This window comes from Cupriavidus necator (genome assembly GCF_013141915.1).
Classification (GTDB): Bacteria; Pseudomonadota; Gammaproteobacteria; order Burkholderiales; family Burkholderiaceae; genus Cupriavidus; species Cupriavidus necator_B.
Map to the genome: position 1 here is coordinate 67,665 of NZ_SROX01000019.1, position 23,869 is coordinate 91,533.

Here is a 23,869-nt window from a genome sequence, read left to right on the forward strand (position 1 = left end):
TTTGGGATGCAGCGCGCGGCGCGCGGTCAGGCCTGGTACGGCGTGGACGCGGCCCGGATGCGGGCAATGTCGGGCACGGCCAGCGGCTTGCGCAGCACCTCGCGCAGCGCGTCCTGCGGCACGCCTTGGCTGAACAGGAAGCCCTGCAGCCCGTCGCATCCCTGCGCGCGCAGGAAGGCGAACTGCGCGGCAGTCTCGACCCCTTCGGCAATCACTTTCAGATGCAGCTGGTGGCCGAGCGCGATGATGGCCGCGGCCACGGCCTGGTCGTGGCCCGGCGTGGCCACGCCGTCGACAAAGGACTTGTCGATCTTGAGCCGGCTGATCGGCAGCCGGGTCAGGTAGCTGAGTCCCGAGTACCCGGTGCCGAAATCGTCGATCGACAGTCCCACGCCCAGCTCGCGCAGGCGGCGGAAGGTTTCGATGGTGGTCTCGCCGCCATCGACCAGGAGCCCTTCGGTGACTTCGATCACCAGCCCCTGCGGCGGCAGGCCGGCTTGCTGCAGGCAGCGCGCCACGGTGTCGGGGAAGCTGGCCTGGCGCAGTTGCAGCGGCGAGATATTGACCGCCACCTCGAGGTCGCGGCCCAGTTCCGTGCGCAAGGCCTGGATCTCGCGGCAGGCGGTGGCGAGGGTCCATTCACCCAGCGGCACCACCAGGCCGCTCTGCTCGGCAATGGGGATGAACTCGGCCGGCTGCATGACGCCGCGCTCGGCGGTCTCCCAGGTGATCAGCGCCTCGACGCCGGGAATGGTCAGCGTGGCGGTATCGACGATGGGCTGGTAGCGCAGCCGGAACTCGTTGCCGGCCAGGGCGCGCCGCAGCAGGCCTTCGATGGTGAAGCGCGCCAGCGAGGCCTCGGCCATTGCGCTGGCAAAGCGGCACAGCTGCGCGCGCCCGCCCTGCTTGGCGGCGTAGACCGCCGAGTCGGCGGACTTGAGCAGCTCGGTCAGCGAGTCGCCATCGTCGGGGAACACTGCCATGCCGATCGAAGGCGTCACGCGCAGGCGCTGGCCGCCGGCCAGCAACTCTTCATTGACGCGCGCCTGGATCTTGGCGGCGATCAGCTCGGCTTCGCTGTCGTGGCGCAGGCCGCCCAGCACCACGCCGAACTCGTCGCCGCCCATGCGTGCCACCAGGTCGCCCTGGCGCACCGTGCCCTTAATGCGGTCGGCCATGGTGCGCAGGACGTCGTCGCCCACCGGGTGGCCGAGCGAATCGTTGATGTGCTTGAAGTGATCCAGGTCGAGCAACAGCAGCGCCACGCGCTCGCCGCGGGTGCGCGCTTGCAGCAGCAGGGCCTGGGCGCGCTCGCTCAGCTCGGCGCGGTTGGGCAGGCCGGTCAGCGGGTCGTGCAGCGCCAGGTGGCGGATGTACTCGTCCACGCGCAGGCGCTCGGTCAGGTCGTAGCCGATCGCCTGGTAGCCGGCTGCCGGCGCGCCGGGCGCGACATGGCTGGCGGACTCCTCCACCTGCGACGGCACGGGCAACGCGGACACCGCCAGGCGCACCGGCATGCGCGAGCCGCCCTTGCGCACCCAGGTCCATTCGCGTTCATCGGTCAGCCCCAGCCGCGGCTTGGCCAGCAGCGCGGGCAGCCCGGGCGGCACCGGCGCGCCCAGTTCGGCGCTCAGTGCGCGCGCGTGCTCGGCCAATTCGGCGGCGACATGCAGGCCGGTCATGGGCATGTGGCCGACCAGTTCGGCGCTGCTGTACCACAGCATGCGCTGGCCGGCCGCGTTGATGCCGGTGATCAGGCCGTGCTGGTCGAAGGTGATGACGCAGAAGGCGGCGTGGTCGAGCAGCCCGGCATAGCGCGCCGCCTGCACCCCGGCAGCCTCCTGCGCGCGCCGTTCGGGCGCGACGTCCGTCAGCGCCCACAGCCAGTGGCACGCCGCGCCGGCGGCGCCGGGCAGGCGCGCGGCGCTGACGCGCAGCGCAAAGCTGGCGCCGTCGGCGCGCACGCCCGCCAGTTCGCGGTGGACCGCGGAACCCGCCGCGGCGTCGGCCGGAACCACGCCGGTGGCGCCGGGAACCAGCGCGTCCAGGCTGCGTCCGGCCAGGCGCGTTGCATCGGTGCCGAACAATTGCCCGGCGCGCTCGCTGGCGCGCACCACCACGCCCTGCGCATCGGTCACGACAAAGCCATCGGCGGACTGGGCCAGGCAGGCCTGCAGCAGGGCGCTGTCGTCTTCCCAGGCGTGCATGGCCTGCGCCTCGCGCTGGCGTGCGGCGCGGCCCTGGCGCGCCAGCGCATGGGTCAGCCATGCCAGCAGCAGCGTCGCCAGCGCACCCGCGGCCGGGACCAGATAAGCGGGCTGCGGGCCATGCGCGGCTTCGAAGGCGGGACGGGTGGCGGCGCGCAGCGTCCAGCTGCGGCCGCCATAGTGGAACTGGCGCTCGCCCTGCAGCAGCGGGGCCTTGCCGTCTTCGCGCAGCTCGCCTTCGGTGGGTCCGCCCGACAGCAGCGCCCCGGCCGCGGCGGGGCCGCCCTCGTGCAGCGACAGTTCGAGTTCATTCGCGGCTGAGGACCCGACGGCGCGCATCAGGTCGCCCAGCCGCAGCGACAGATAGACGTAGCCGAGCACGGCGTCGCGCCGCTGCGCCACCGTGCTCAGCGCGGCAGCGCCGCCGTAGACCGGCAGGAACACCATCGCGCCGCGCTGGCGCGGCACGGCCTCGGTCTCGCGGATCGGGTCCAGGCCGGCGCTCAGGCGCGGCTCGCCGCTGTCGCGGGCGGCTTCGAGCGCGGCCCGGCGGGTGGGCTCGGACAGCATGTCGAAACCGGCCACCCGCATGCTGCGCCCGTCCAGCGGATCAATGTAGAGGATGGGCGCGTACAGCGCGCGCGTACCGGCGGGATGGATGCTGTAATCGGCGAGGCCGTCGGCGCGGGCGGCCTGCACCAGCCGTGGAACCTGCTGCGGCGTGGTGAGCGGCGCGTAGCCGATCGCCTGGGTGCCGGCTGGCAGGTCGTCGCGCTGCGCGGTATAGAGATAATTGCGCCATTGCGCGCGCGAGGTGCCGGGATTGGCCGTCATCACCGCGGCCACGCCGCGCAGCAGCCGTTCGTTCTCCTGCATGCGCTCGCGCAGCGCGCCGCCGGCTTGCGCCAGCAGCGCATCGAAGTGCTGCTGGGCGGCGCGGCGCTCGAGCCGGTCGGCCTGCAGCCATGCCCCCGCCGTCAGCATCGCGCCGCCGGCCGCGACCAGCAATGACAACAGGGCGGGAGGAAGCGAAGTCAGTCTCATGTTCGGTGGGTTCCGGCATGCGGCAGGGGCACCTCCCCTGCGCAGGCATGCCGCCACGCGGCCAGCCCTCGCCTTAGCGGGGGACTATACCGTGGCGCAGGCAGCGCGCACAGCCCCGCCGCGGCATGGCGCCGGCAGCGGGGAAATGCCGGATGCCCCACTGCGGCGGGGTATGCTAGGGTTGTACCCGAGACTCGACCTGCAGTTTGCGACAAGCTTGCGCCTCCTCGCAGCCTTGCGCCCCCACTGCACCCGACATGCCCGTCTACACGCCCACGCTGAAAGCACGCATTGCGATCATCACCACCGTGCTGGCCGCGGTGTTCGGCACCGGCATCGTACTGATTGCCCTGTTTGACGCGCATCGCGACCTGCACGATGCGCTCGAAGGCCAGCAGGACTCCGTGGTCAAGCTGACCGCCAACCAGCTCGACTCGGCCATGAACGACCGGATCCAGCTGCTCTCGCACCAGGCCACCCAGCTCGGACCCCTGCTGGCGCAGGCGCACGGCGCGCACGCCGCCGCGGCGCGGCAGCGGGCGCTGGAGGCGCTGTCCGCCGCGATCCCGGTGCCGGCGGCGTTCAACGCGCTGCTGGTCGCCGACCTGCACGGCAATGTCGTGAGCGGACATGGCGCCGGCGCTGAAGTGGGCGACCGCGCTTATTTCCGCGAGGCGGCACGCACGCTGGCACCGGTGGTATCGCCGCCGATCCGCTCGCGCACCACCGGCCAGATGGGCGTGCTGGTGGCGGTGCCGGTGCTGTCACCCCAGCGCAGTTTCCAGGGCCTGGTGGGCGGTTGGCTGGACCTGTCCAGTGCCAACTTCCTGGTCGACATCCTGCATAACCGGCTGGGCACCACTGGCTACTACTGCCTGGTATCGGCGGGCCGCGAGCCGGTCTACGTGCGCCATCCCGACCCTGCCCAGGCGCGCCAGCCGGCACGGCCGGTGGCCGATACCTGCGGCGAGGACGACAGCCCCGCTACCCTGGAATTCCTCACGCCGGCGCGGCCGGTGATTGCGCGCTACCTGATGTCGAGCACCGGCTGGGAACTGGTGGCGCTGCTGCCGGCGCGCGAAGCCTACGCGCCGCTGCGCCAGATGCAGCAGCGCTTCCTCGGCATGGCTGGGGTGGCGATGGCCGGGGTGGCGCTGCTGATCTGGCTGGCGGTGCGGCGCCAGCTGGCGCCGCTGTCACGCCTGCACCGGGTGGTGCTGGCCAGCGCCAACGACCTGTCCGCGTTCGAGCGGCTGCCCACGCGCCAGCAGCGCGACGAGATCGGCGACCTGACGCGCGCCTTCATCAAGCTGATGCGCGACGTGCGCGAGCGCCGCCAGGCGCTGGACCGCAGCGAACGGCGGCTGCGCGCCGTGACTGACACGCTGCCGTCGCTGCTGGCCTTTGTCGATACCGAGGCGCGCTATGTGTTCAACAACCTGGCCTATGAGCGGGTGTTCGGCCTGAAGCCGGAAGAACTGCGCGGCAAGCCGATGCGCGAGGTGCTCGGCGAGGCCCGCTTCGCGCGCGTGCGGCCGTTCCTGGAACGCGCGCTGGCCGGCAGCGCGGTGACCTTTGAAACCGAGGACGAGCGCCCCGACTACCACTGCATGGAAACCAGCCTGCGTCCGGAATGGAGCGCCGACGGCAGCGCAGTGGTGGGCGTGCATGTCCACGTGCAGGACATCACGCAGCGCAAGCTCGAAACGCAGCGCCTCGCGCGCATGTCGCGCACCGACCACCTGACGCAGCTGCTCAATCGCAGCGCCTTCGAAGGCCAGCTGCACGCGGCTATGACGCGCAGCCGCGAGCATGGCGCGCTGATGGCGCTGCTGTATCTCGACATGGACCGCTTCAAGGCGGTCAACGATATCCACGGCCACGCCGCCGGCGACCTGCTGCTGCAGGACTTCGCGCAGCGCGTGCGCCAGTGCGTGCGCGACAGCGACACCGTGGCCAGGCTGGGCGGCGACGAGTTCGCCGTGGTGCTGGAAGACCTGCCGCAGCCTGCCGCCGCGCGCCGTGTCGCGCAGGCGATCCTGCAGGCGATGGATCAGCCGTTCAGCTTCGAGGGCGTGCGCGCCGACGTCGACGTCAGCATCGGCGTAGCGCTGTACCGCGGGGGTCCGGCGCATGACCACGAGCTGATGCGGCTCGCGGACGTGCTGCTATACCGCGCCAAGGGCGCGGGCCGCGGCCGCTACGAGATCGGCCCGCCGGAACTGGCGGAGGAACCGAGCCCGCAGCCCGCGGGGCCGCACGCGGCTCAGTGAATGGTGCCGGCGGGCTTGTCCGGCGCCGCTCCGCCGGCGCCCTCGGGCTCGAACGGCACGTGGCGCCCATCGCTGGACTGGTAGCCAAGCTGGGCGTCGGCGCCCAGCATCTTTTCCCAGGCGATCATGGCCTCGGCGACGGCTTCGGGCGCGCCCTTGAACACCACCACGTCGTTGCCGCAGTTGGGGCATTCGCCGCCGAACACAGCATCGATGCCGGGCAGGCCCGGCACATCGAGCGCGTCGAACTGCGCGAACGCGGTCTTGCAGTGCCCGCAAACCAATTGGGCCGGGCGCAAGGCCTCGATCTTTGCGCGTGCCTGTGCCGCACGCTCCTCGGGGGTGCCCCGCCGTTTTGCCTCGCCCATGATGTCGTTCCTTCCCCGTGCTGCCGGTGTGTGTGTTGGCATCGGCCGGCCGTGCGGCCGGTGCCATGCCTGTTAGATGCGCAATGCGGGCCGGTGGTGCCCGAACCCTGCGGCGAGTGACGGCCGCGTTGCCTGGGTGCCGGCGCCTGCCTGCTGCGCTTACCTGGCATTGTAACCAGCGTGGCGCAGCAAATACCGGGCCGACAGGAAGCTGCAGCGCCTGCTATTGTGGATAACGATGCCCTGAGCGGGCGCGCAGGCGACGCTTGCCGCACCGCGGGCATGCCGGTTCCATCCACCTACCCCCGAAGGAGGACGTTCCATGATCCGACCCACCGTGCAGGAAAACGCCGCCCGCTACGCTGACTGCATTGCCGCCTGCAATGCCGCTGCGGCGGCCGCCCTCAAGTGCGCGGCCGCCTGCCTGGATGAACAGGACGTGCGCAAGATGGCGCGCTGCATTGCGCTGGACATGGATTGTGCCGGCATCGCCCAGCTGGCCGCGTCCTACATGCTGCGCAACAGCGAGTTCGCGCCGCTGGTGTGCGAGGACTGCGCCGAAGTCTGCAAGTGGTGCAAGGAAGAATGCGAGCGCCATGATGCCGAACACTGCCAGGAATGCGCGCGCGCCTGCGCCGCGTGCATGGAGCAGTGCCTGAAAATGACGGCGTAGCGCAAGCGCCGCTCAGTTCCCGCCGGGTGCCTGCCCGGATGGTGCGTCCGCCAGCGCGACAAAGGCATCGATCAGCCGCGCGCCGCGCCGCTCGCGCAGGCAATACAGGTATTCGTGCAGGCATGGCGAAGCATCGGTGAAGCCCAGCACGCGCAGGTCAGGATGGCTGGGCACTTCATGCCGGGCGATTACCGATACGCCCAGGTTGCGGATCACCGCTTCGCGGATCGACTCCCGGCTGCCGATTTCCATCTGCGCCGCGGGACTGACGCGCGCGTGCGCCAGCATGTCTTCGGTGGCGATGCGCGTGGTCGACCCCAGCTCGCGCATCAGCAGCCGGCAGCCCGCCAGCGCGCTGACCGGCACTTCGGCATGCCCGGCCAGCGCATGGGTGCGATGCACCACCAGCATCAGCGGATCCACCCCCAGCAGCATGCGCGACAGGCGCGCATCGTCCACGCGCTGCGACGAGGTAGCCAGGTCGACGCGGTATTCCTGCAGCGCCGCCAGCACCTCCTGCGAATTGCCGGTGACCACGCTGACGTCGATGGCCGGGAAACGATCGCTGAAGCGGCGGATCAGTTCCAGCACGTAGTAGGGCGCGGTGGCGCCCACGCGCAGGCTGCCGGTGCGCAGGTCGCCGGAATGGCGCAGGAAGAAGTCGATCTCGGTTTCCTGCTGCACCAGCGCCTCGACCCGCGGCAACAGCGCCAGCCCGGCGTCGGACAGCGCCAGCCGGCGGCCGCCGCGATGGAACAGCTCGACCCCGTAAGCGTCTTCCAGCGCGCGGATCTGCGCCGTGATGGTGGGCTGCGACAGGCCCAGGCGCCTGGCCGCCTGCGTGACGCTGCCGATGCGGGCCACCATGAAAAAGGATTTGAGCTGGGCGATGAGCATGCGGCGGGAAGATGTCGCGAAAGCCGGCAGCGCGGCAAGACGGCGGAGCGCGGGCACCCGCCATGGCGAAGCGGTATTCTAATGGACCGCCCCCTATCCGCCGGCCCCGCCCGCCGCCTTGCCAAGGAGTCTGCCCATGCCTGCCCCGTCCACCGCCGCCACCCGCATCGAAAAAGACAGCCTGGGCGACGTGCCCGTACCCGCCGACCATCTGTGGGGGGCGCAGACCGAACGCTCGCGCCAGAACTTCCGCATCGGCACCGAGAAGATGCCGCCCGCGCTGATCGAGGCCTTTGCCATCCTGAAGCTGTGCGCGGCGCGCGCCAATGGCGAACTGGGTGTGCTCAAGCCCGAACTGGCGCACGCCATCGAGCAGGCCGCCGCCGAAGTCATCGAAGGCCGCTGGCCCGATGAGTTCCCGCTGTCGGTGTGGCAGACCGGTTCGGGCACGCAGACCAACATGAACCTGAACGAGGTCATCGCCAACCGCGCGATCCAGTTGCTGGGCGGCCAGGTCGGCAGCAAGGCGCCGGTGCATCCCAACGACCATGTCAATGCCAGCCAGTCTTCCAACGACAGTTTTCCCACCGCGATGCACATCGCCGCCACGCGCGCGATCCAGCAGCAACTGCTGCCGGCGCTGGAGCAGTTGCAGCAGACCTTCGCGCGCAAGGTCGACGCCTTTGCCGATATCGTCAAGGTCGGCCGCACGCACCTGCAGGACGCGGTGCCGCTGACACTGGGGCAGGAATTCTCCGGCTACATGACGCAGGTGGCCGATGCCCAGTCGCGCCTGCAGCATGCCATGCTGCGCGCGATGCCGGTGGCGCAGGGCGGCACCGCGGTGGGCACCGGCCTGAACGCGCCGCACGGCTTCGCCGCCGCTTTTGCGCGCGCGCTGGCGGACTACACCGGCCTGCCGTTCGAGCCCGCGCCCAACCGCTATGCGCTGCAGGCCGCGCACGATGCGCTGGCGGACCTGTCCGGCGCGCTCAACACCACGGCCTCGTCATTCCTGAAGATCGCGCGTGACTTCATGCTGCTGGGCTCCGGCCCGCGCGCCGGCTTTGCCGAGCTGGTGCTCCCGGCCAACGAGCCGGGCTCGTCGATCATGCCGGGCAAGGTCAACCCGACCCAGGCCGAGGCGCTGGCGATGGTGTGCTGCCGCGTGATCGGCAACCACACCACGGTCACGCTGGCGAACGGGCTGGGCACGCTGGAACTGAATGCCTACAAGCCCGTGATCATCTACAGCCTGCTGCAGTCAGTGAGCCTGCTGGCGGGCGCGGCCTCGAGCTTTGCCGAGCATATGGTCGAGGGCGTCGAGGCCGACCGCGAACGCATCGCGGAGCTGCTGGAGCGCTCGCTGATGCCGGTGACCGCGCTCAATCCGCATATCGGCTACGACCGCGCCGCGGAGATCGCCAAGCTGGCGGTCAAGCGCAACCTGTCGCTGCGCGAGGCGGCGATCGCGTCCGGGCATGTTACCGAGGCGCAGTTTGCCGAGTGGATCGACCTGAAGGGGATGACGCGCGAGGTGTAGCGCGCAAGGGATAAGACAGAGGCGCCCGGCGCGGAACCAATCCGCGCCGGGGCGGGCCGGACTCAGCCGACGAAGGCCTTTTCCAGCACGAAGTGGCCGGGGTGGCTCATATTGCCTTCGGCAAAGCCGCGCGCTTCCAGGATGCCGCGCACGTCCTTGAGCATATCGGGGCTGCCGCACAGCATGATGCGATCGTTCTCGGTCGAGAACGGCGCCACGTCCAGGCGTTCGAACAGTTCGCCCGAGGCGATCAGGTCGGTGATGCGGCCACGGTTGTCGAACTCTTCGCGGGTGACGGTCGGGAAGTACACCAGCTTTTCGCGCACCAGGTCGCCCAGGTGCTCGTGCTGCGGCAGGTGTTCCTGGATCAGCTCGCGGTAGGCCAGCTCTTCCACGAAGCGGCAGGTATGGGTCAGCACGACCTTGTCGTAGCGCTCGTAGACCTCGGGGTCGCGGATGATCGACAGGAACGGCGCCAGGCCGGTGCCGGTGGCCAGCAGCCACAGGGTCTTGCCGGGCAGCAGGTTGTCCACCAGCAGCGTGCCGGTCGGCTTCTTGCCGACATAGATCTGGTCACCCTCGCGCAGGTGCTGCAGGCGCGAGGTCAGCGGGCCGTCGGGCACCTTGATGCTGAAGAATTCCAGCGTCTCTTCGTAGTTGGCACTGGCGATGCTGTAGGCGCGCAGCAGCGGACGGCCGTTCACCTCCAGCCCGACCATCGCGAACTGGCCGTTTTCAAAGCGGAAACCGGGGTCGCGCGTGCAGGTGAAGCTGAAAAGGGTGTCGGTCCAGTGGTGGACGGAAAGGATCGATTGCTGGTTCAGATTGCTCATGGCAAGACGCGGAATACAGCGCAACGGGCGCGCCAAAACGGCTGGGAAGGAAGCGATCTTAACGCATGAGCCGGGTCGGCGCAGGCGGAGCCTGCAACGCCAGCAAGGGATTTGCGCGCGCTCTTGCGGGCGTGAGCCGCATCCGGCACGTCGAAGATTGTTCAGAAATTCTGTCTAATCATTTCTTCTAACGGACATTTATCCAGCGGTCGTCAACATCCATCATGCAGCCATTACCAACCCGACTTGGAAAATGCCATGACCTCCACCTCCCCCGTTGCCTCCACCGTTCGTCGTGCCGCCCTCGTCACCGGCGCCTCCCGCGGCATTGGCCGCGCCATTGCGTTGCGGCTCGCCGCCGATGGCTTTGACGTGGCCGTGGGCTATGCCGGCAACGCCGCCCGTGCCGAAGACACCGTAGCGGCGGCACGCGAGGCCGGCGTCCACGCCATCGCCGTCCAGGGCGACGTGGCGCAGGCCCCTGACGTGGCGCGGCTGTTCGATGCCGCGCAACAGGCCTTCGGCCGGCTCGACGTGGTAGTCAACAGCGCCGGCATCATGCCAATGGCGCCGGTGGCGCCGGCAGGCGTCGAGACCTTTGACCAGGCCATCGCCACCAACCTGCGCGGCGCCTTCCTGGTATTGGGCGAGGCGGCGGCGCGCCTTGGCCAGGGCGGGCGGATCATCGCGCTGTCGACCAGCGTGATTGCGCGCGCCTTTCCCAACTATGGGCCGTACATCGCGGCCAAGGCCGGCGTCGAGGGGCTGGTGCGGGTGCTGGCCAACGAACTGCGCGGCCGCGGCATTACCGTCAACGCGGTGGCGCCGGGACCGGTGGCGACCGAGCTGTTCCTCGACGGCAAATCGGCCGAGCAAGTGGCGCAGCTGTCGAAACTGGCACCGCTGGAGCGACTGGGCACGCCCGCGGACATTGCCGGGGCGGTGGCGTTCCTGGCCGGGCCTGACGGCGCGTGGGTCAACGCGCAGGTGTTGCGCGCCAATGGCGGCTTTGCCTGATCGGTATCAGCCGCCCGGCAATGGCGTGGGCGGCAGTTCGCAGCGCTGGCGCGCCAGCGCCTCGCGCGAGTAGCCGTGGCGCACGCGCAGCTGGTGCTCCACGGCGTCCGCCTGGTCCAGGCAGGCGAACACCAGGTCATCCTTGAACCGCTGCGAAACGCCCTTCAGGCGCGGCGCTTCGTAGGCGACCTGGCGCGCACGGCAGCGCAGGAACAGCAGGGTTTCCTGGGAAGCGATGATCAGCTGGTCCTGCTCGATCCGCTTGCATTCGACCAGATCCTGGGCAGAGGCGCTGGCGCCGGCAAAGAGCAAAGACAGGCACAGCCATCGGCGCAACGAGCGGTGCATGGCAAACGGGGGGCGCAGAAGGCCAGTTGAGGGTCCGGCTCGAATCATTGCCCAGCGGCGCGCACAGTGCAAGCCACAGTGCGCGCAACATCGCATTGCGGCATGGCTGCGGACGGCCCAATTCGAATTCACTGTCCCGCATACCGGACAATCGCCCGCAAACCCTGATAACGCCGTCCCCCGCCCGGCCCATGCAGCGCCGTAGCGCTTCGCCTGGTCTGGGCAGGCCCGTCAGTAGCCGGTACGCTTGAGGCCATAGCGCCGCAGTGCGCGCCAGATCACGCCCCAGGCGGACGGGCTTTTGCCCCCGGCCTGCCCAGTGTGCCCCCCGCCGCTTCAAGGCCTATGCGGGCCCTGTCAGCGGCATCTTCCGCCCGTACTGCGCAACGCGACCCTCCGCGGCGGTTGCACCGCCCTGACTGCAAAGACCCCCACATCATGACCGATCTCACCGCTACCCCAGCCCAGGCGGCGCCGCCCGACCGTGAAGAAGTGCGCAAGCGCGTCTACGCCATCGTTGCCGCCTCCTCGGGCAACCTGGTCGAATGGTTCGACTTCTATGTCTACGCCTTCTGCGCGATCTATTTCGCGCCGTCGTTCTTTCCCAAGTCCGATCCCACCGCGCAACTGCTGAATACCGCCGGCGTGTTTGCCGCCGGCTTCCTGATGCGTCCGATCGGCGGCTGGCTGTTCGGCACCATCGCCGACCGCCACGGCCGCAAGAACTCGATGCTGATCTCGGTGGTCATGATGTGCGCCGGCTCGCTGCTGATCGCCTGCCTGCCCACCTACGCCAGCATCGGCAACTGGGCCCCGGCGCTGCTGTTGCTGGCGCGGCTGATCCAGGGCCTGTCCGTCGGCGGCGAGTACGGCACCACGGCCACCTATATGAGCGAGGTGGCGTTGCGAGGGCGGCGCGGGTTTTTCTCGTCGTTCCAGTATGTGACGCTGATCGGCGGCCAGTTGCTGGCGGTGCTGGTGGTGGTGATCCTGCAGCAGTTGCTGGACGAAGCCGAGCTGAAGGCCTGGGGCTGGCGCATCCCGTTCGTGGTCGGGGCCGTCACCGCGGTGGTGGCGCTGTTCCTGCGCCGCACGCTGCATGAAACCTCGTCGGCCGCCAGCCGCGGCAGCAAGGAAGCCGGCAGCGTCGCCGGGCTGTTCCGCCACCACAAGGCCGCGTTCTTCACGGTGCTGGGCTATACCGCGGGCGGCTCGCTGATCTTCTACACCTTTACCACCTACATGCAGAAGTACCTGGTCAACACCGCCGGCATGTCGATCAAGACCGCCAGCTATGTGATGACCGGCTGCCTGTTTCTGTACATGTGCATGCAGCCGCTGTTCGGCGCGCTGTCCGACCGCATCGGCCGGCGCAGCAACATGCTGCTGTTCGGCGCGCTGGGCGCGCTGTGCACGGTGCCGATCCTGACCGCGCTGGGCACCGTCAGCGGTCCCGGCATGGCCTTCGTGCTGATCGCCGCGGCGCTGGCCATTGTCAGCTTCTATACCTCGATCAGCGGCATCGTGAAGGCCGAGATGTTCCCGCCCGAGGTGCGCGCGCTGGGCGTCGGCCTGGCCTATGCCATCGCCAACGCGATCTTCGGCGGCTCGGCCGAATATGTCGCGCTCGGCATGAAGACGCTGGGCCATGAAACCGCGTTCTACTGGTATGTCAGCGCGATGATGGTGGTCGCCTTCCTGGTCAGCCTGCGCCTGCCGCGCCAGGCCCGCTACCTGCATCACGAGCACTGAGGCCCGTGCCCGCGCGCGGGCATGGCAAACTACGGGGCCGGCAGCCGCCAACGCGGCGCGCCGGCCCCTTATCTTTTTTCCGAGCCATGGATCTCAACGCCCTGCGCCTGTTCGTCGACATCGTCGACGCCGGCAACCTGAGCGCGGCCGCGCGCAAGCTCAAGATGACGCGCGCCAATGTCAGCTACCGGCTCAAGGCGCTGGAAGAAGAGCTGGGCGTGCAGCTGCTGCGCCGGACCACGCGCCATGTCGAGCCAACCCCGGTCGGCGCCGGGCTGTATGAACACGGCCGCAATATCCTGGGCGAGGTCGCCGCCGCCAATGCGCTGATCAGCAACATGGGCAAGAGCCTGCAAGGCCATGTGCGGCTGTCGGTGCCGACCGGGCTGGGCCATTCGCTGCTGTCGCCGCTGCTGGTGCGGTTTAAGCAGCGCTACCCGGACATCACGCTCGACGTGGTCTTCGACAACCGCGTGCACAACCTGGTGTCCGAGGACGTTGAAGTAGCCCTGCGCATCATTTCCACGCCGCCGGATTCGGTCGTGGCCACCGAGATCGGCGCCGTCGACTGGATCGTGTGCGCGTCACCGGGGTACCTGGCCGGACACCCGGCACCGCAGGCGCTGTCGGGGCTGCAGGCGCATGCCATCGTGTGCGCGTCGCCGGTGGGGCAGAAGCTCAAGGCATCGGGTTCGCGCCAAGGGGGCAGCGGCGACGAGGTCCGCGAACAGGTGGTGCTCGAGCCCACGCTCAGCTCGGAGAATTTTGCCTTCCTGAAAGAGGCGGTGCTGGCCGGCCTGGGCGTCGGCATCTTCCCGATCTATGCCATCGGCGCCGAACTGGACAGCGGCGCGCTGCTGCCGCTGCTGTCCGACTACCGCATCAGCGTGTTCGGCAGCAAGCTTTACATGCTGACCATGCCCAACCGCTACCAGACCCTGGCCACGCGCTACCTGTTGAACTTCCTGAAGACCGAACTACAGGCGGTGTGGCCGCGGCTGCACCGTTAGCCGAGGGCCCTCAGGCATGGTGCCGGCGCACTATAGTAGGAGCACAAGGATAACCGTCGGCGCACCCGGAACCAAGGAGCAACCATGGCCCTGGCCAGCACGCTCGCAAACTGCCTGAGCAGCAAGAACACCCGCTACGACATCATCCGCCACCCTTACACCCTGAGCAGCATGGCCACGGCAGAGGCCGCGCACGTGCCCGGGGACCGGCTGGCCAAGACCCTGTTGCTGGAGGATGACCGCGGCTACGTCGCCGCTGTGATCCCTTCGAGCCATCACTTGCAGATGGCCGCCATCTGTGAACAGACCGGGCGCAACCTGGTGCTGGCGCACGAGGACGAGATCCGCGAGATCTTCAAGGATTGCGACCTCGGCGCGATTCCGCCGGTGGCGATGGCATACGGCATGCAGACTTATGTGGACGACAGCCTGATGCAGCAGCCCGAAGTCTATTTCGAGGGCGGCGACCACCAGGACCTGGTGCACATGAGCGGCGACCAGTTCGCGCAACTGATGTCGGACGCCGGGCACGGACAGTTCTCGCGCCGCATGATGTAAGCGGTGCGACGGCAACGGCCACCACGCGGGTTGCGGCCCGCGTGGTGGCCGTTTTGCTTGTTCAGCGGAGCTCTGGCATTTGCCCGGCGCTGCCTTCGGGCAATGCGGGCGCGCTGTCGTCTTTCAGGTCCACGCCGGAGCGCCCCAGCGCCGCGGCGCCGCGCAGCAGGAACACCAGCCGGTCGGCCGCCTGCGCATACGGCAGCCCTTCCGGGCGCACATTGGAGATGCAGTTGCGCTCGGCATCGGTGCGGCCCAGGCGCGGCGCATAGGTCAGGTAGATGCCAAGGCTGTCGGGCGAACTCAGCCCGGGCCGCTCGCCGATCAGCATCACCACCTGGCGCGCGCTCAGCCGCTCGCCGATCTCGTCGCCCAGCGCCACGCGCGACTGCTCGGCCACCACCATGGGACCGATCTGCCAGCCGTGCGGCAGGCGTTGCCGCACCGCCTCGAGCAGCGGCAGCGCATGACGCTGCGTCGCCAGCGCGGACAGGCCATCGGCGATCACGAACACCACATCCGGCGCCTGCGGCGGCCGTGCCGCGTCCAGTTGCGCGCGGCTGGCCTCGTCCAGGCGCCGGCCCAGGTCAGGGCGGCGCAGGTAGTGCTCGCGGTCCGGCGCCGCGCTGTGCACGGTCGCGTGCGGCAGCCCTGCCGCCTCCAGCGCCGCGGTGATGGTGCCCACCTCCAGCGCCAGGTGCACCGCGTCGCGCGCCTGCGCGTGGGCCAGGCCGAACGCCAGCACAGCATCGGTGGGCTGGCTGTGGCCGGTGCGGCCCAGCGCGATGCGCGCGCGCGTGAACCGCCGCAGCCGTTGCCACGGGTTGGCTTCGTCCGTGGCGGTGTCCGGACTGGCGGGCGTCTGGCGTCTGGCCGTCATCGCGGGCGCCTCACAGGCTGTGGGCCATCTGCAGCAGCGGCTGGCGCGCCGCCGGCTCCAGCAGCCGGCCTGCGGCATCGGCCATGCCCATGCGCTGCAGCCACGCCTCGAACTCCGGCGCCGGGCGCAGCCCCAGCACTTCACGCAGGTACAGCGCATCGTGGAACGAGGTGCTCTGGTAGTTCAGCATGATGTCGTCGGCGCCCGGCACGCCCATGATGAAGTTGATCCCGGCCACGCCGAACAGCGTCAGCAGCGTATCCATGTCGTCCTGGTCGGCCTCGGCGTGGTTGGTGTAGCAGACATCGCAGCCCATTGGCACGCCCATCAGCTTGCCGCAGAAGTGGTCTTCCAGCCCGGCGCGGATGATCTGCTTGCCGTCATACAGGTACTCCGGCCCGATAAAGCCCACCACGGTATTGACCAGCAGCGGCGAGAACGCGCGCGCCACCGCATAGGCGCGCGCCTCCATGGTCTGCTGGTCGACGCCGTGGTGCGCGTCGGCCGACAGCGCGCTGCCCTGCCCGGTCTCGAAGTACATCACGTTGTCGCCCACGGTGCCACGCGCCAGCGCCTGCGCGGCGTCGTGCGCCTCGGCCAGCAGCGCCAGGCTGATGCCGAAGGCCGCATTGGCGCGCTCGCTGCCAGCCACCGACTGGAACACCAGGTCCACCGGCGCGCCCTGCCCGATCGCACGCAGCGTGTTGGTGACATGGGTCAGCACGCAGGACTGCGTGGGGATATCGAAGCGGCTGCGCAGTTCATCAATCATGCGCAGCAGCGAGACGATCGTGGCGAGGTTGTCCGAGGCCGGGTTGACGCCGATGGTGGCATCGCCGCAGCCATAGAGCAGGCCATCGATGATCGACGCAGCGATGCCCTTGGGGTCGTCGGTCGGGTGGTTGGGCTGCAGCCGCACCGCCAGCCGGCCCGGCAGCCCCACCGTGCTGCGAAAGCGCGTGACCACCTGGCATTTGCGCGCCACCGCGACGAGGTCCTGGTTGCGCATCAGCTTGCTGACCGCCGCCGCCATTTCCGGGGTGATGCCAGGCGCCACCCGCGCCAGCAGGGCGCTGTCAGTGTCATGCCGCAGCAGCCAGTTGCGCAAGTCGCCCACGGTGGTGGCGCCGATCGCGGCGAAGGCCGAGGCGTCGTGGCGGTCGTGGATCAGGCGCGTGACCTCGTCGTCCTCATAGGGCACCAGCGCCTCGTTGAGGAAGCGCGTCAGCGGCACCTCGGCCAGCGCCAGCCTTGCCGCCATCCGCTCCTGTTCGCTTTGCGCGGCAAGGCCCGCCAGCGCGTCGCCGGAGCGCGCCGGGCTGGCCCGGGCCAGAAGCGTACGAAGGTCGGCAAAGACGTGGCGGTGGCTGCCGATGGTATAGGTGTAGGCCATGCGTTGCGTTCCCTGGCTTTGCGACAACGGAGACAGCGCGGCGGACGACTGGCCGTGCCCGATTCCCCCTAATATAGACACCCTTTGCGTGTGCCGATATGCCAACATCGACCTCACGTGGCGGCGGCACATACGACTGACGCAGCCGACTGACGCAACCATTACATCTGGATCGGCGAGAATCCAGAATTCTTTTCAGAAAATTGCATGCCGGAGACACCGATGAAAGACCCCGAACCGACCGCCACCCCGCGCCTGCCGCCGGCGGCGTGGTACAGCGTCGGCACCGTCGCCTACCTGCTGACCGCGCTGGCGCTGTGGACCGTGCTGCATGCCAACCTGGTCGCCGCGCTGCTGTCCGGGCTGCTGCTGTATTCGCTGGTGGACGTGCTGGCGCCGCGCCTGAGGCGGCTCAACCAGCGCCACGACGCGCTCGCCGTGGCGATCCTGTCGGCGCTGATCCTGCTGGGGCTGACGCTGGCGGGCTGGCTGCTGGTGCGCTTTGTCAGCGGCGAGGGCAACACCCTGGACGGCCTGCTCAACCACGTGGCCGACATCATCGACCGCTCGCGCGGGCAGCTGCCGCCCTGGCTCAGCGACGCGCTGCCCAACGGCGTCGACGAACTGGCCAACACACTGATCAACACCCTGCGCGAGCATGCCGCGATGGCGCAGAAGCTGGGCGCTGAAGTCCTGCGCACGCTGGTGCATATCCTGATCGGGCTGGTGATCGGCGCGATGGTGGCGCTGTACCGCGCGGTGGCGCGCCCCAACCGGCGCCCGCTGGCGGCCGCGCTGGTGGCGCGCGCGCGCACGCTGCAGCTGGCGTTCTCGCAGTTCATCTTTGCGCAGATCCAGATTTCCACCATCAACACCGTGCTGACCGCGGTCTACCTGCTGCTGGTGCTGCCGCTGTTCGGGGTACACCTGCCGCTGAGCAAGACCCTGGTGGTCATCACTTTCGTGGTGGGACTGCTGCCGGTGCTGGGCAACCTGATCTCGAACACAGCCATCGTGGTGGCATCGCTGTCGGTGTCGTTGCCGATCGCGGTGGCGTCGATGGTGTTCCTGGTGGTGATCCACAAGCTGGAGTACTTCCTGAATGCGCGCATCATCGGCGCGCGCATCCAGGCAGCGGCGTGGGAGCTGCTGATGGTAATGCTGCTGATGGAAACCCTGTTCGGCATCCCGGGCGTGATCGCCGGGCCGATCTTCTATGCGTACCTGAAACGCGAGCTGGCCGGCGCCGGGCTGGTCTGAATGCCCCGGCCGGCACCCCCGGCCCATGGTAGGACCAATTTCCGGCCAGCGGCCCGGGCTCAGTCCCCGTCCTGCTCCACCCGGCTGCGCACGAAGTCGATATGGGTCTGCATGGCGGTGCGCGCCTCTTCGGGGCGGCGCGCGCAGATCGCATCGCACAGCGTGCGGTGCTGCAACAACAGCAGGGCTGATGCCCCGTCGTCCTGTTCGCGCAGGCCGGTGCCGTTGATGGTGATGTGCTCGCGCAGCATGCCGATCACGCTGGTATGCAGGTGCAGGAACATGGTGTTGTGCGAGGCCTGCGCGATGGCGTCATGCAGTTGCGCGTCGGCATCGGCCTCGGCCTGCTTGTCGTCGGCGGCGCGCGCGCGTTCGAGCTCGGCCATCAGCGCGCGGATGCGCTTGACGTCGGCGGGATTCGCGCGCAGCGCGGCAAAATAGGCCGTGGCGCCTTCCAGCACGCGGCGGAACTCGAGGATGTCCTCGCGCAGCGCGGGATGGTCCGCCACCAGCTGGCCCCATGGCGACGCAATGCCGGCGCGCAGCTGGTCGGTGGCATAGACGCCGGCGCCGCGCCGGCTCTGCAGCAGGCCACGCGCAGCCAGGCGCTGGATGGCCTCGCGCACGGTGTTGCGCGCCACCGCGTATTGCTCGGCCAGCACGCGCTCGGCCGGCAGCCGCGTGCCGGGCGGCCAGGTGCCGTCGAGCAGCGCGGTTTCCATGCGCCGCATCACCGACTCCACGCGTCCGCGGGTGTGCCCGTGCCTGGCTGCCGTCATGCCGTATGTCCTCGCCCTGATCCTGTGCGCGACGCCCCCGGGAGAATTGGTCCAACCAATTTGTACCGCCGCGCGGAAGCGGGAATTATGCGCCCAAATGTGCGACCCAGCACGTGCGGAGCGAGACATGAAGGATCGTCAGTACCCCAGCGGCCCTGCCCCCACGCAGGCCTACCTGTTTGCCACCTGCCTGGTCGACCTGTTCGTGCCCCAGGCCGGCCTCGACGCCGTGCGGCTGCTCGAGCGCGAAGGCCTGACCGTGCATTTTCCGCGCGGGCAGAGCTGCTGCGGCCAGCCCGCCTACAGCAGCGGCAACCCCGACGCGGCCCGTGCGGTGGCGCGCGCCCAGCTTGAACTGTTCCGCCAGCCGTGGCCGGTGATCGTGCCGTCCGGTTCGTGCGCAGGCATGATGCGCCATCACTGGCCCCAGCTGTTTGCCGACGATCCGGTGGCCGGCCCGCAGGCCCGTGAACTTGCCGGGCGCGTTTATGAACTGGGCGAGTTCCTGCTGCACGTGCTGAAGGTGGATTTCGGCGATGCCGTCGCGTCGGCCCGGGCGCCGGAACGCATCGTGCTGCATACCTCGTGCGGCGCCCGCCGCGAAATGGGTACGCGCCAGCACGGCGTGGCCCTGGTCGATGCGCTGCCCGGCGTGACCCGCGTGGAGCATGAGCGCGAGTCCGAATGCTGCGGGTTCGGCGGCACCTTTTCGCTCAAGCATCCCGATATCTCCGGCGCCATGGTGCGCGACAAGGTGGCCGCGGCCTGCGCCACCGGCTGCGACCGGCTGGTCTCGGCCGACTGCGGCTGCCTGCTCAACATCGGCCATACCGCCGCGCACGACCACGCGCCGCTGCAGGTGGAACACCTCGCCAGCTTCCTGTGGCGCCGTACCGGAGGTGCCGCATGAGCACGCCCGGCGCCCGCGAACGCATGCTCGGCCGGCTGCGCGCCGCCGCGCCTGTGCCGTCCCCGCAAACCACTGAGCTGGACCACCGCATCGACGATCATTTCGCCGCGCGTCGCGCGGGCACGCCGACGACCGATGAGCGCGTCGCCACGATGCAGGCCGCGCTGCAAGGCCTGCATGCCGAAGTCTGGTGCGCGGACGCCACCGCGTGGCCGGCGTTGATTGCCACGGCACTGGCCGAGGCTGGCGTAAAGCGCCTGCTGCTCGATCCGGCCAGCGCGGCCGGCGCCGCGCTGGCCGCCGCATTGCCGGCCGGGATAGAGGCCATTGGCTACGACCGCCCGATCGAAGCGTGGAAGTCTGAACTGTTCGACACCGTCGATGCCGGCTTTACCGTGGCGCGCTCCGGCATCGCCGCCACCGGCACGCTGGTGCTGGCGCCCGACGCGGGCTCGCCGCGCACGGTGTCGCTGGTGCCGCCGCTGCATGTCGCGCTGGTGCGCGCCTCGACGCTGCATGACGACCTGCACCTGGCCGCGCGCGCCGAGCGCTGGGCCGACGGCATGCCGACCAACCTGGTGCTGGTCTCGGGCCCGTCCAAGACCTCCGATATCCAGCAGACCCTGGCCTACGGCGCGCATGGTCCGCGCCGGCTGTGGGTGGTGATCGAAACTGACCCCTTGGAGGCCGGGCAATGAGCCAGCAGACCCTGCAATTCGTTGCGCCACAAGACTTCAAGGCGCGCGCCCGCGAGGCACTGGACGATCCCAAGCTGCGCCAGAGCTTCCGCGGCGCGATGGACTTCCTGCAGGGCAAGCGCCTGGCGCAGTTTCCCGACGCCGATGAACTGGAGCGCCTGCGCGACCTGGGCGAGGCGGTGCGCCAGCACGCGCTGGCCAACCTGCCGGACCTGCTGGTGCAGCTGGAGGCAAAGCTCACCGCCGCCGGCGTGCAGGTGCACTGGGCCGAGAACGCCGACGAAGCCAACGCGATCATCCACCGCATCGCGGCATCGAAGCAGGCGAAGCGCGTGATCAAGGGCAAGTCGATGGCCAGCGAGGAGATCGAGCTGAACCATTACCTGGCCGAACGCGGCGTGGACTGCATCGAGTCGGACATGGGCGAATACATCGTCCAGCTGGCCGGCGAGAAGCCGTCGCATATCGTGATGCCGGCGATCCACAAGACCAAGGGCGACATCGCGCAGCTGTTCACCGCGCATATCCCCGACACGCCCTATACCGAGGACGTCGACGCGCTGATCCAGACCGGCCGACGCGCGCTGCGGCAAGCCTTTGTCGAGGCGGACATCGGCCTGTCCGGCGTGAACTTCGCCGCCGCCGACACCGGCACGCTGTGGCTGGTCGAGAACGAGGGCAACGGCCGGTTGTCGACCACCGTGCCCGACGTGCATATCGCCATCATGGGCATGGAGAAAGTGGTGGCCAGGCTCGAGCACATCGTGCCGCTGTCGACACTGCTGACGCGCTCGGCCACCGGGCAGGCCATCACCACGTACTTCAACCTGATCTCGGGCCCGCGCCGCGCGGGCGAGCGCGATGGTCCGCGCGAAGTCCACCTGGTGCTGCTCGACAACGGCCGCACGCAGGCCTATGCCGACGCGCAGCTGCGCGCCACGCTGCAATGCATCCGCTGCGGCGCATGCATGAACCACTGCCCGGTCTACACCCGCATCGGCGGCCATGCCTATGGCACCACCTACCCGGGCCCGATCGGCAAGATCATCTCGCCACACCTGCTCGGGCTGGACGCCACCGCCGACCTGGCCACCGCGTCGAGCCTGTGCGGCGCCTGCGGCGAGGTCTGCCCGGTGCGCATCCCGATCCCGCAACTGCTGGTGCGCCTGCGCACCGAGGCCAACCGCAATCCCGCCGAGCCGGTCGCCCATCCGCTGCGCGGCCAGGGCGCCAAGTACAGCCGCAGCGAGCACCTGGTATGGCGCTTCTGGAGCGGCGCGTATGCGCACCCGGCCGTGTACCGGCTGTTTCGCTGGGCCGCGACGCGGCTGCGCGCGCTGACGCCGGCGCAGCAGATGGGCTGGACCCAGCACCGCACGCCGCTGCGGCCGGCGGCGAAGAGCCTGGCGGATTTGCTGAAGGACAAGGGGCAGCCGGAGTAAGAGCGCCGACTGGAACCACAAGCGTACGCGTACCGCCGGCGTGCTCCCTCTGCCGCACGCGGGAGAGGGGAGCAAACACGCGGGACCGTCGCCGCAGCGGCGGCACCGGCCAATAACACAAAGATTTCCCAAACACCACCAAAGCAGGAGACTAACGTGCAACCCTGGACCCAACTCTACACACCGCTAGGCAGCCTGTGGCTGTCCGCGCTGGCGGCAGCCATTCCCATCCTGTTTTTCTTCATCGCGCTCGCGGTCTGGCGCATGAAGGGCCATGTCGCCGCGGCGGTGACGCTGCTGCTGGCGCTGGCCGTGGCGATCTTCGCCTACGGCATGCCCGCGCAGCAGGCGCTGGCCGCGGCCGGCTTCGGCTTTGCCTACGGCCTGTGGCCGATTGCGTGGATCATCGTGACCGCGGTGTTCCTCTACAAGATCGTGGTCAAGACCGGGCAGTTCGACGTGATCCGCGCCTCGGTGCTGTCGATCACCGACGACCAGCGCCTGCAGATGCTGCTGATCGGCTTTGCCTTCGGCGCCTTCCTGGAAGGCGCGGCGGGCTTCGGCGCGCCGGTGGCGATCACCGCGGCGCTGCTGGTGGGGCTGGGCTTCAATCCGCTGTACGCGGCCGGGCTGTGCCTGATCGCCAATACCGCGCCGGTGGCATTCGGCGCGATGGGCATTCCCATCATCGTGGCGGGGCAGGTGACCGGCATCGACCCGTTCCATATCGGCGCCATGGCCGGGCGCCAGCTGCCGCTGCTGTCGCTGCTGGTGCCGTTCTGGCTGGTGTTCATGATGGACGGCGCCAAGGGCGTGCGCGAGACCTGGCCGGCGGCGCTGGTGTGCGGCGGCAGCTTTGCCGTGACCCAGTACTTCACCTCGAACCATATCGGGCCCGAGCTGCCGGACATCACCTCGGCCCTGGTGAGCCTGGTATCGCTGGCGACGTTCCTGAAGGTGTGGCAGCCGCGCAGCGCATCGCAACGTGCCGGCGGCAGCGCGGGTGGCGGCGTCAGCGGCGGCACCGTCGCGCTGGCAGGCTTTGGCGGAGGCTTCGGCGGCGCGCTGCCGAGCCGCCAGGCATCGCCCTACACCGTGGCGCAGACGCTGCGCGCGTGGGCGCCGTTCGGCATCCTGACCGCCATCGTCACGGTATGGAGCCTGCAGCCGTTCAAGGCGCTGTTCGCCGCCAACGGCGCGCTCGCCGGTACGGTGCTGAAGTTCAAAGTCCCCGGGCTCGACCAGCTGGTGATCAAGGCCGCGCCGATCGTGGCCACGCCCAAGGCCTACGACGCGGTGCAGAAGCTCGACCTGCTCTCCGCGGTCGGCACCGCTATCCTGCTGACCGCGCTGATCTCCGCCGTGCTGCTGCGCATGAAGCCGCGCGCCCTGCTGGCCACCTTCGGTGAAACGCTGGTGGAACTGGCGCGCCCGGTGCTGTCGATCGGCCTGGTGCTGGCGTTCGCCTTTGTCGCCAACTACTCCGGCATGTCGTCGACGCTGGCGCTGCTCCTGGCCGGCACCGGCGCCGCGTTCCCGTTCTTCTCGCCGTTCCTGGGCTGGCTGGGGGTGTTCCTGACCGGGTCCGATACCTCGTCGAACGCCTTGTTCTGCGCGCTGCAGAACACCACGGCGCATCAGATCGGCGTGTCGGACACGCTGATGGTAGCCGCCAACACCACCGGCGGCGTCACCGCCAAGATGATCTCGCCGCAATCGATCGCGGTGGCGTGCGCGGCGACCGGGCTGGTGGGCAAGGAGTCGGAGCTGTTCCGGTTTACGGTGAAGCACAGCCTGCTGTTTGCGGTGATCATCGGCATCATCACGGTGGTGCAGGCCTACCTGTTGCCGGGGATGATTCCGGGCTGATGGATCGGCGTCGAGGCCTCCGCTGTGCTCCCCTCTCCCGCCTGCGGGAGAGGGGTTGGGGGAGAGGGCCGGCGCGTGCTGGCGCGACGGCCTTCACTCCGTGGAGACTCCTGCC

General features: G+C 69.3%; 20 protein-coding genes. 12 read left to right on the top strand and 8 right to left on the bottom strand.

Annotation, left to right across the window (positions count from 1 at the left end):
- Nucleotides 1–26: 26 nt before the first annotated feature.
- Nucleotides 27–3,251, bottom strand: coding sequence for a bifunctional diguanylate cyclase/phosphodiesterase (locus E5S69_RS26460; RefSeq protein WP_171517420.1), 3,225 nt, complete (start codon nt 3,249–3,251; stop codon nt 27–29).
- 257 nt (nt 3,252–3,508) lie between these two features.
- Between E5S69_RS26460 and E5S69_RS26465 the strand changes: the two genes are divergently transcribed.
- On the top strand, nt 3,509–5,524 hold the full coding sequence (locus E5S69_RS26465) for a sensor domain-containing diguanylate cyclase (protein ID WP_171517421.1): 2,016 nt from the start codon (nt 3,509–3,511) through the stop codon (nt 5,522–5,524).
- Here E5S69_RS26465 and E5S69_RS26470 read toward each other — a convergent pair.
- Nucleotides 5,518–5,892 (bottom strand): hypothetical protein, encoded by a 375-nt coding sequence (locus E5S69_RS26470; protein WP_171517422.1) that lies wholly within the window; start codon nt 5,890–5,892, stop codon nt 5,518–5,520. The two genes, E5S69_RS26465 and E5S69_RS26470, sit on opposite strands and share 7 nt — an antisense overlap.
- Before the next feature lie 322 nt (nt 5,893–6,214).
- On the opposite strand from E5S69_RS26470, the gene E5S69_RS26475 reads away from it, so the two are divergent.
- Nucleotides 6,215–6,565: a four-helix bundle copper-binding protein gene (locus tag E5S69_RS26475; RefSeq protein WP_171517423.1), complete on the top strand. Its 351-nt coding sequence runs from the start codon at nt 6,215–6,217 to the stop codon at nt 6,563–6,565.
- A 12-nt stretch (nt 6,566–6,577) separates the two neighbouring features.
- Here E5S69_RS26475 and E5S69_RS26480 read toward each other — a convergent pair whose 3' ends face one another.
- Nucleotides 6,578–7,462 (bottom strand): LysR family transcriptional regulator, encoded by an 885-nt coding sequence (locus E5S69_RS26480; protein WP_171517424.1) that lies wholly within the window; start codon nt 7,460–7,462, stop codon nt 6,578–6,580.
- A 136-nt stretch (nt 7,463–7,598) separates the two neighbouring features.
- Between E5S69_RS26480 and fumC the strand changes: the two genes are divergently transcribed.
- Entirely contained in the window at nt 7,599–9,005 is a 1,407-nt protein-coding gene (fumC, locus tag E5S69_RS26485; RefSeq protein WP_171517425.1) for a class II fumarate hydratase, read from the top strand.
- A gap of 62 nt (nt 9,006–9,067) precedes the next feature.
- Here fumC and E5S69_RS26490 read toward each other — a convergent pair whose 3' ends face one another.
- Nucleotides 9,068–9,838 (bottom strand): ferredoxin--NADP reductase, encoded by a 771-nt coding sequence (locus E5S69_RS26490; protein WP_171517426.1) that lies wholly within the window; start codon nt 9,836–9,838, stop codon nt 9,068–9,070.
- Nucleotides 9,839–10,096: 258 nt separating this feature from the next.
- Here E5S69_RS26490 and E5S69_RS26495 point away from each other — a divergent pair, with 258 nt between their 5' ends.
- Nucleotides 10,097–10,855 carry an SDR family oxidoreductase gene (locus E5S69_RS26495; protein ID WP_171517427.1) on the top strand — a complete coding sequence of 253 codons (759 nt, stop codon included), beginning with the start codon at nt 10,097–10,099 and terminating at the stop codon, nt 10,853–10,855.
- Nucleotides 10,856–10,861: 6 nt separating this feature from the next.
- Here the strand turns inward: E5S69_RS26495 and E5S69_RS26500 are convergent, their stop codons facing one another.
- Complete coding sequence (locus E5S69_RS26500) at nt 10,862–11,251, bottom strand: hypothetical protein (protein WP_171517428.1); 390 nt, start codon at nt 11,249–11,251, stop codon at nt 10,862–10,864.
- A 390-nt stretch (nt 11,252–11,641) separates the two neighbouring features.
- Between E5S69_RS26500 and E5S69_RS26505 the strand changes: the two genes are divergently transcribed.
- From E5S69_RS26505 to E5S69_RS26515, 3 genes are all read left to right on the top strand, one after another.
- Nucleotides 11,642–12,955, top strand: coding sequence for an MFS family transporter (locus E5S69_RS26505; protein ID WP_171517429.1), 1,314 nt, complete (start codon nt 11,642–11,644; stop codon nt 12,953–12,955).
- 86 nt (nt 12,956–13,041) lie between these two features.
- Nucleotides 13,042–13,965, top strand: a complete 924-nt coding sequence (locus E5S69_RS26510; protein ID WP_171517430.1) for a LysR family transcriptional regulator — start codon at nt 13,042–13,044, stop codon at nt 13,963–13,965.
- A gap of 84 nt (nt 13,966–14,049) precedes the next feature.
- On the top strand, nt 14,050–14,523 hold the full coding sequence (locus tag E5S69_RS26515) for an aminoacyl-tRNA deacylase (RefSeq protein WP_171517431.1): 474 nt from the start codon (nt 14,050–14,052) through the stop codon (nt 14,521–14,523).
- A gap of 61 nt (nt 14,524–14,584) precedes the next feature.
- Here the strand turns inward: E5S69_RS26515 and eutC are convergent, their stop codons facing one another.
- Both eutC and E5S69_RS26525 read right to left on the bottom strand, forming a co-directional pair.
- Complete coding sequence (gene eutC, locus E5S69_RS26520; protein ID WP_171517432.1) at nt 14,585–15,403, bottom strand: ethanolamine ammonia-lyase subunit EutC; 819 nt, start codon at nt 15,401–15,403, stop codon at nt 14,585–14,587.
- A 10-nt stretch (nt 15,404–15,413) separates the two neighbouring features.
- A complete protein-coding gene (locus tag E5S69_RS26525) occupies nt 15,414–16,796 on the bottom strand; it encodes an ethanolamine ammonia-lyase subunit EutB (RefSeq protein ID WP_171517433.1) in 1,383 nt (460 codons plus the stop codon).
- A gap of 222 nt (nt 16,797–17,018) precedes the next feature.
- On the opposite strand from E5S69_RS26525, the gene E5S69_RS26530 reads away from it, so the two are divergent.
- Complete coding sequence (locus tag E5S69_RS26530) at nt 17,019–18,056, top strand: AI-2E family transporter (protein ID WP_171517434.1); 1,038 nt, start codon at nt 17,019–17,021, stop codon at nt 18,054–18,056.
- Nucleotides 18,057–18,115: 59 nt separating this feature from the next.
- Here the strand turns inward: E5S69_RS26530 and E5S69_RS26535 are convergent, their stop codons facing one another.
- The gene (locus tag E5S69_RS26535) at nt 18,116–18,835 is read right to left on the bottom strand and encodes a FadR/GntR family transcriptional regulator (RefSeq protein WP_171517435.1); all 720 of its coding nucleotides are present in this window, start codon (nt 18,833–18,835) and stop codon (nt 18,116–18,118) included.
- Nucleotides 18,836–18,962: 127 nt separating this feature from the next.
- Here E5S69_RS26535 and E5S69_RS26540 point away from each other — a divergent pair, with 127 nt between their 5' ends.
- The 4 genes from E5S69_RS26540 to E5S69_RS26555 all read left to right on the top strand — a co-directional run bounded on the left by E5S69_RS26540 (nt 18,963) and on the right by E5S69_RS26555 (nt 23,754).
- Nucleotides 18,963–19,745 carry a (Fe-S)-binding protein gene (locus tag E5S69_RS26540; protein WP_171517436.1) on the top strand — a complete coding sequence of 261 codons (783 nt, stop codon included), beginning with the start codon at nt 18,963–18,965 and terminating at the stop codon, nt 19,743–19,745.
- Entirely contained in the window at nt 19,742–20,443 is a 702-nt protein-coding gene (locus tag E5S69_RS26545; protein ID WP_171517437.1) for a LutC/YkgG family protein, read from the top strand. Before E5S69_RS26540 ends, E5S69_RS26545 begins: the two co-directional genes overlap by 4 nt.
- Nucleotides 20,440–21,885 carry a LutB/LldF family L-lactate oxidation iron-sulfur protein gene (locus tag E5S69_RS26550; protein ID WP_171517438.1) on the top strand — a complete coding sequence of 482 codons (1,446 nt, stop codon included), beginning with the start codon at nt 20,440–20,442 and terminating at the stop codon, nt 21,883–21,885. Before E5S69_RS26545 ends, E5S69_RS26550 begins: the two co-directional genes overlap by 4 nt.
- Nucleotides 21,886–22,041: 156 nt before the next feature.
- The gene (locus E5S69_RS26555; protein WP_171517439.1) at nt 22,042–23,754 is read left to right on the top strand and encodes a lactate permease LctP family transporter; all 1,713 of its coding nucleotides are present in this window, start codon (nt 22,042–22,044) and stop codon (nt 23,752–23,754) included.
- The last annotated feature ends 115 nt before the right edge of the window (nt 23,755–23,869 follow it).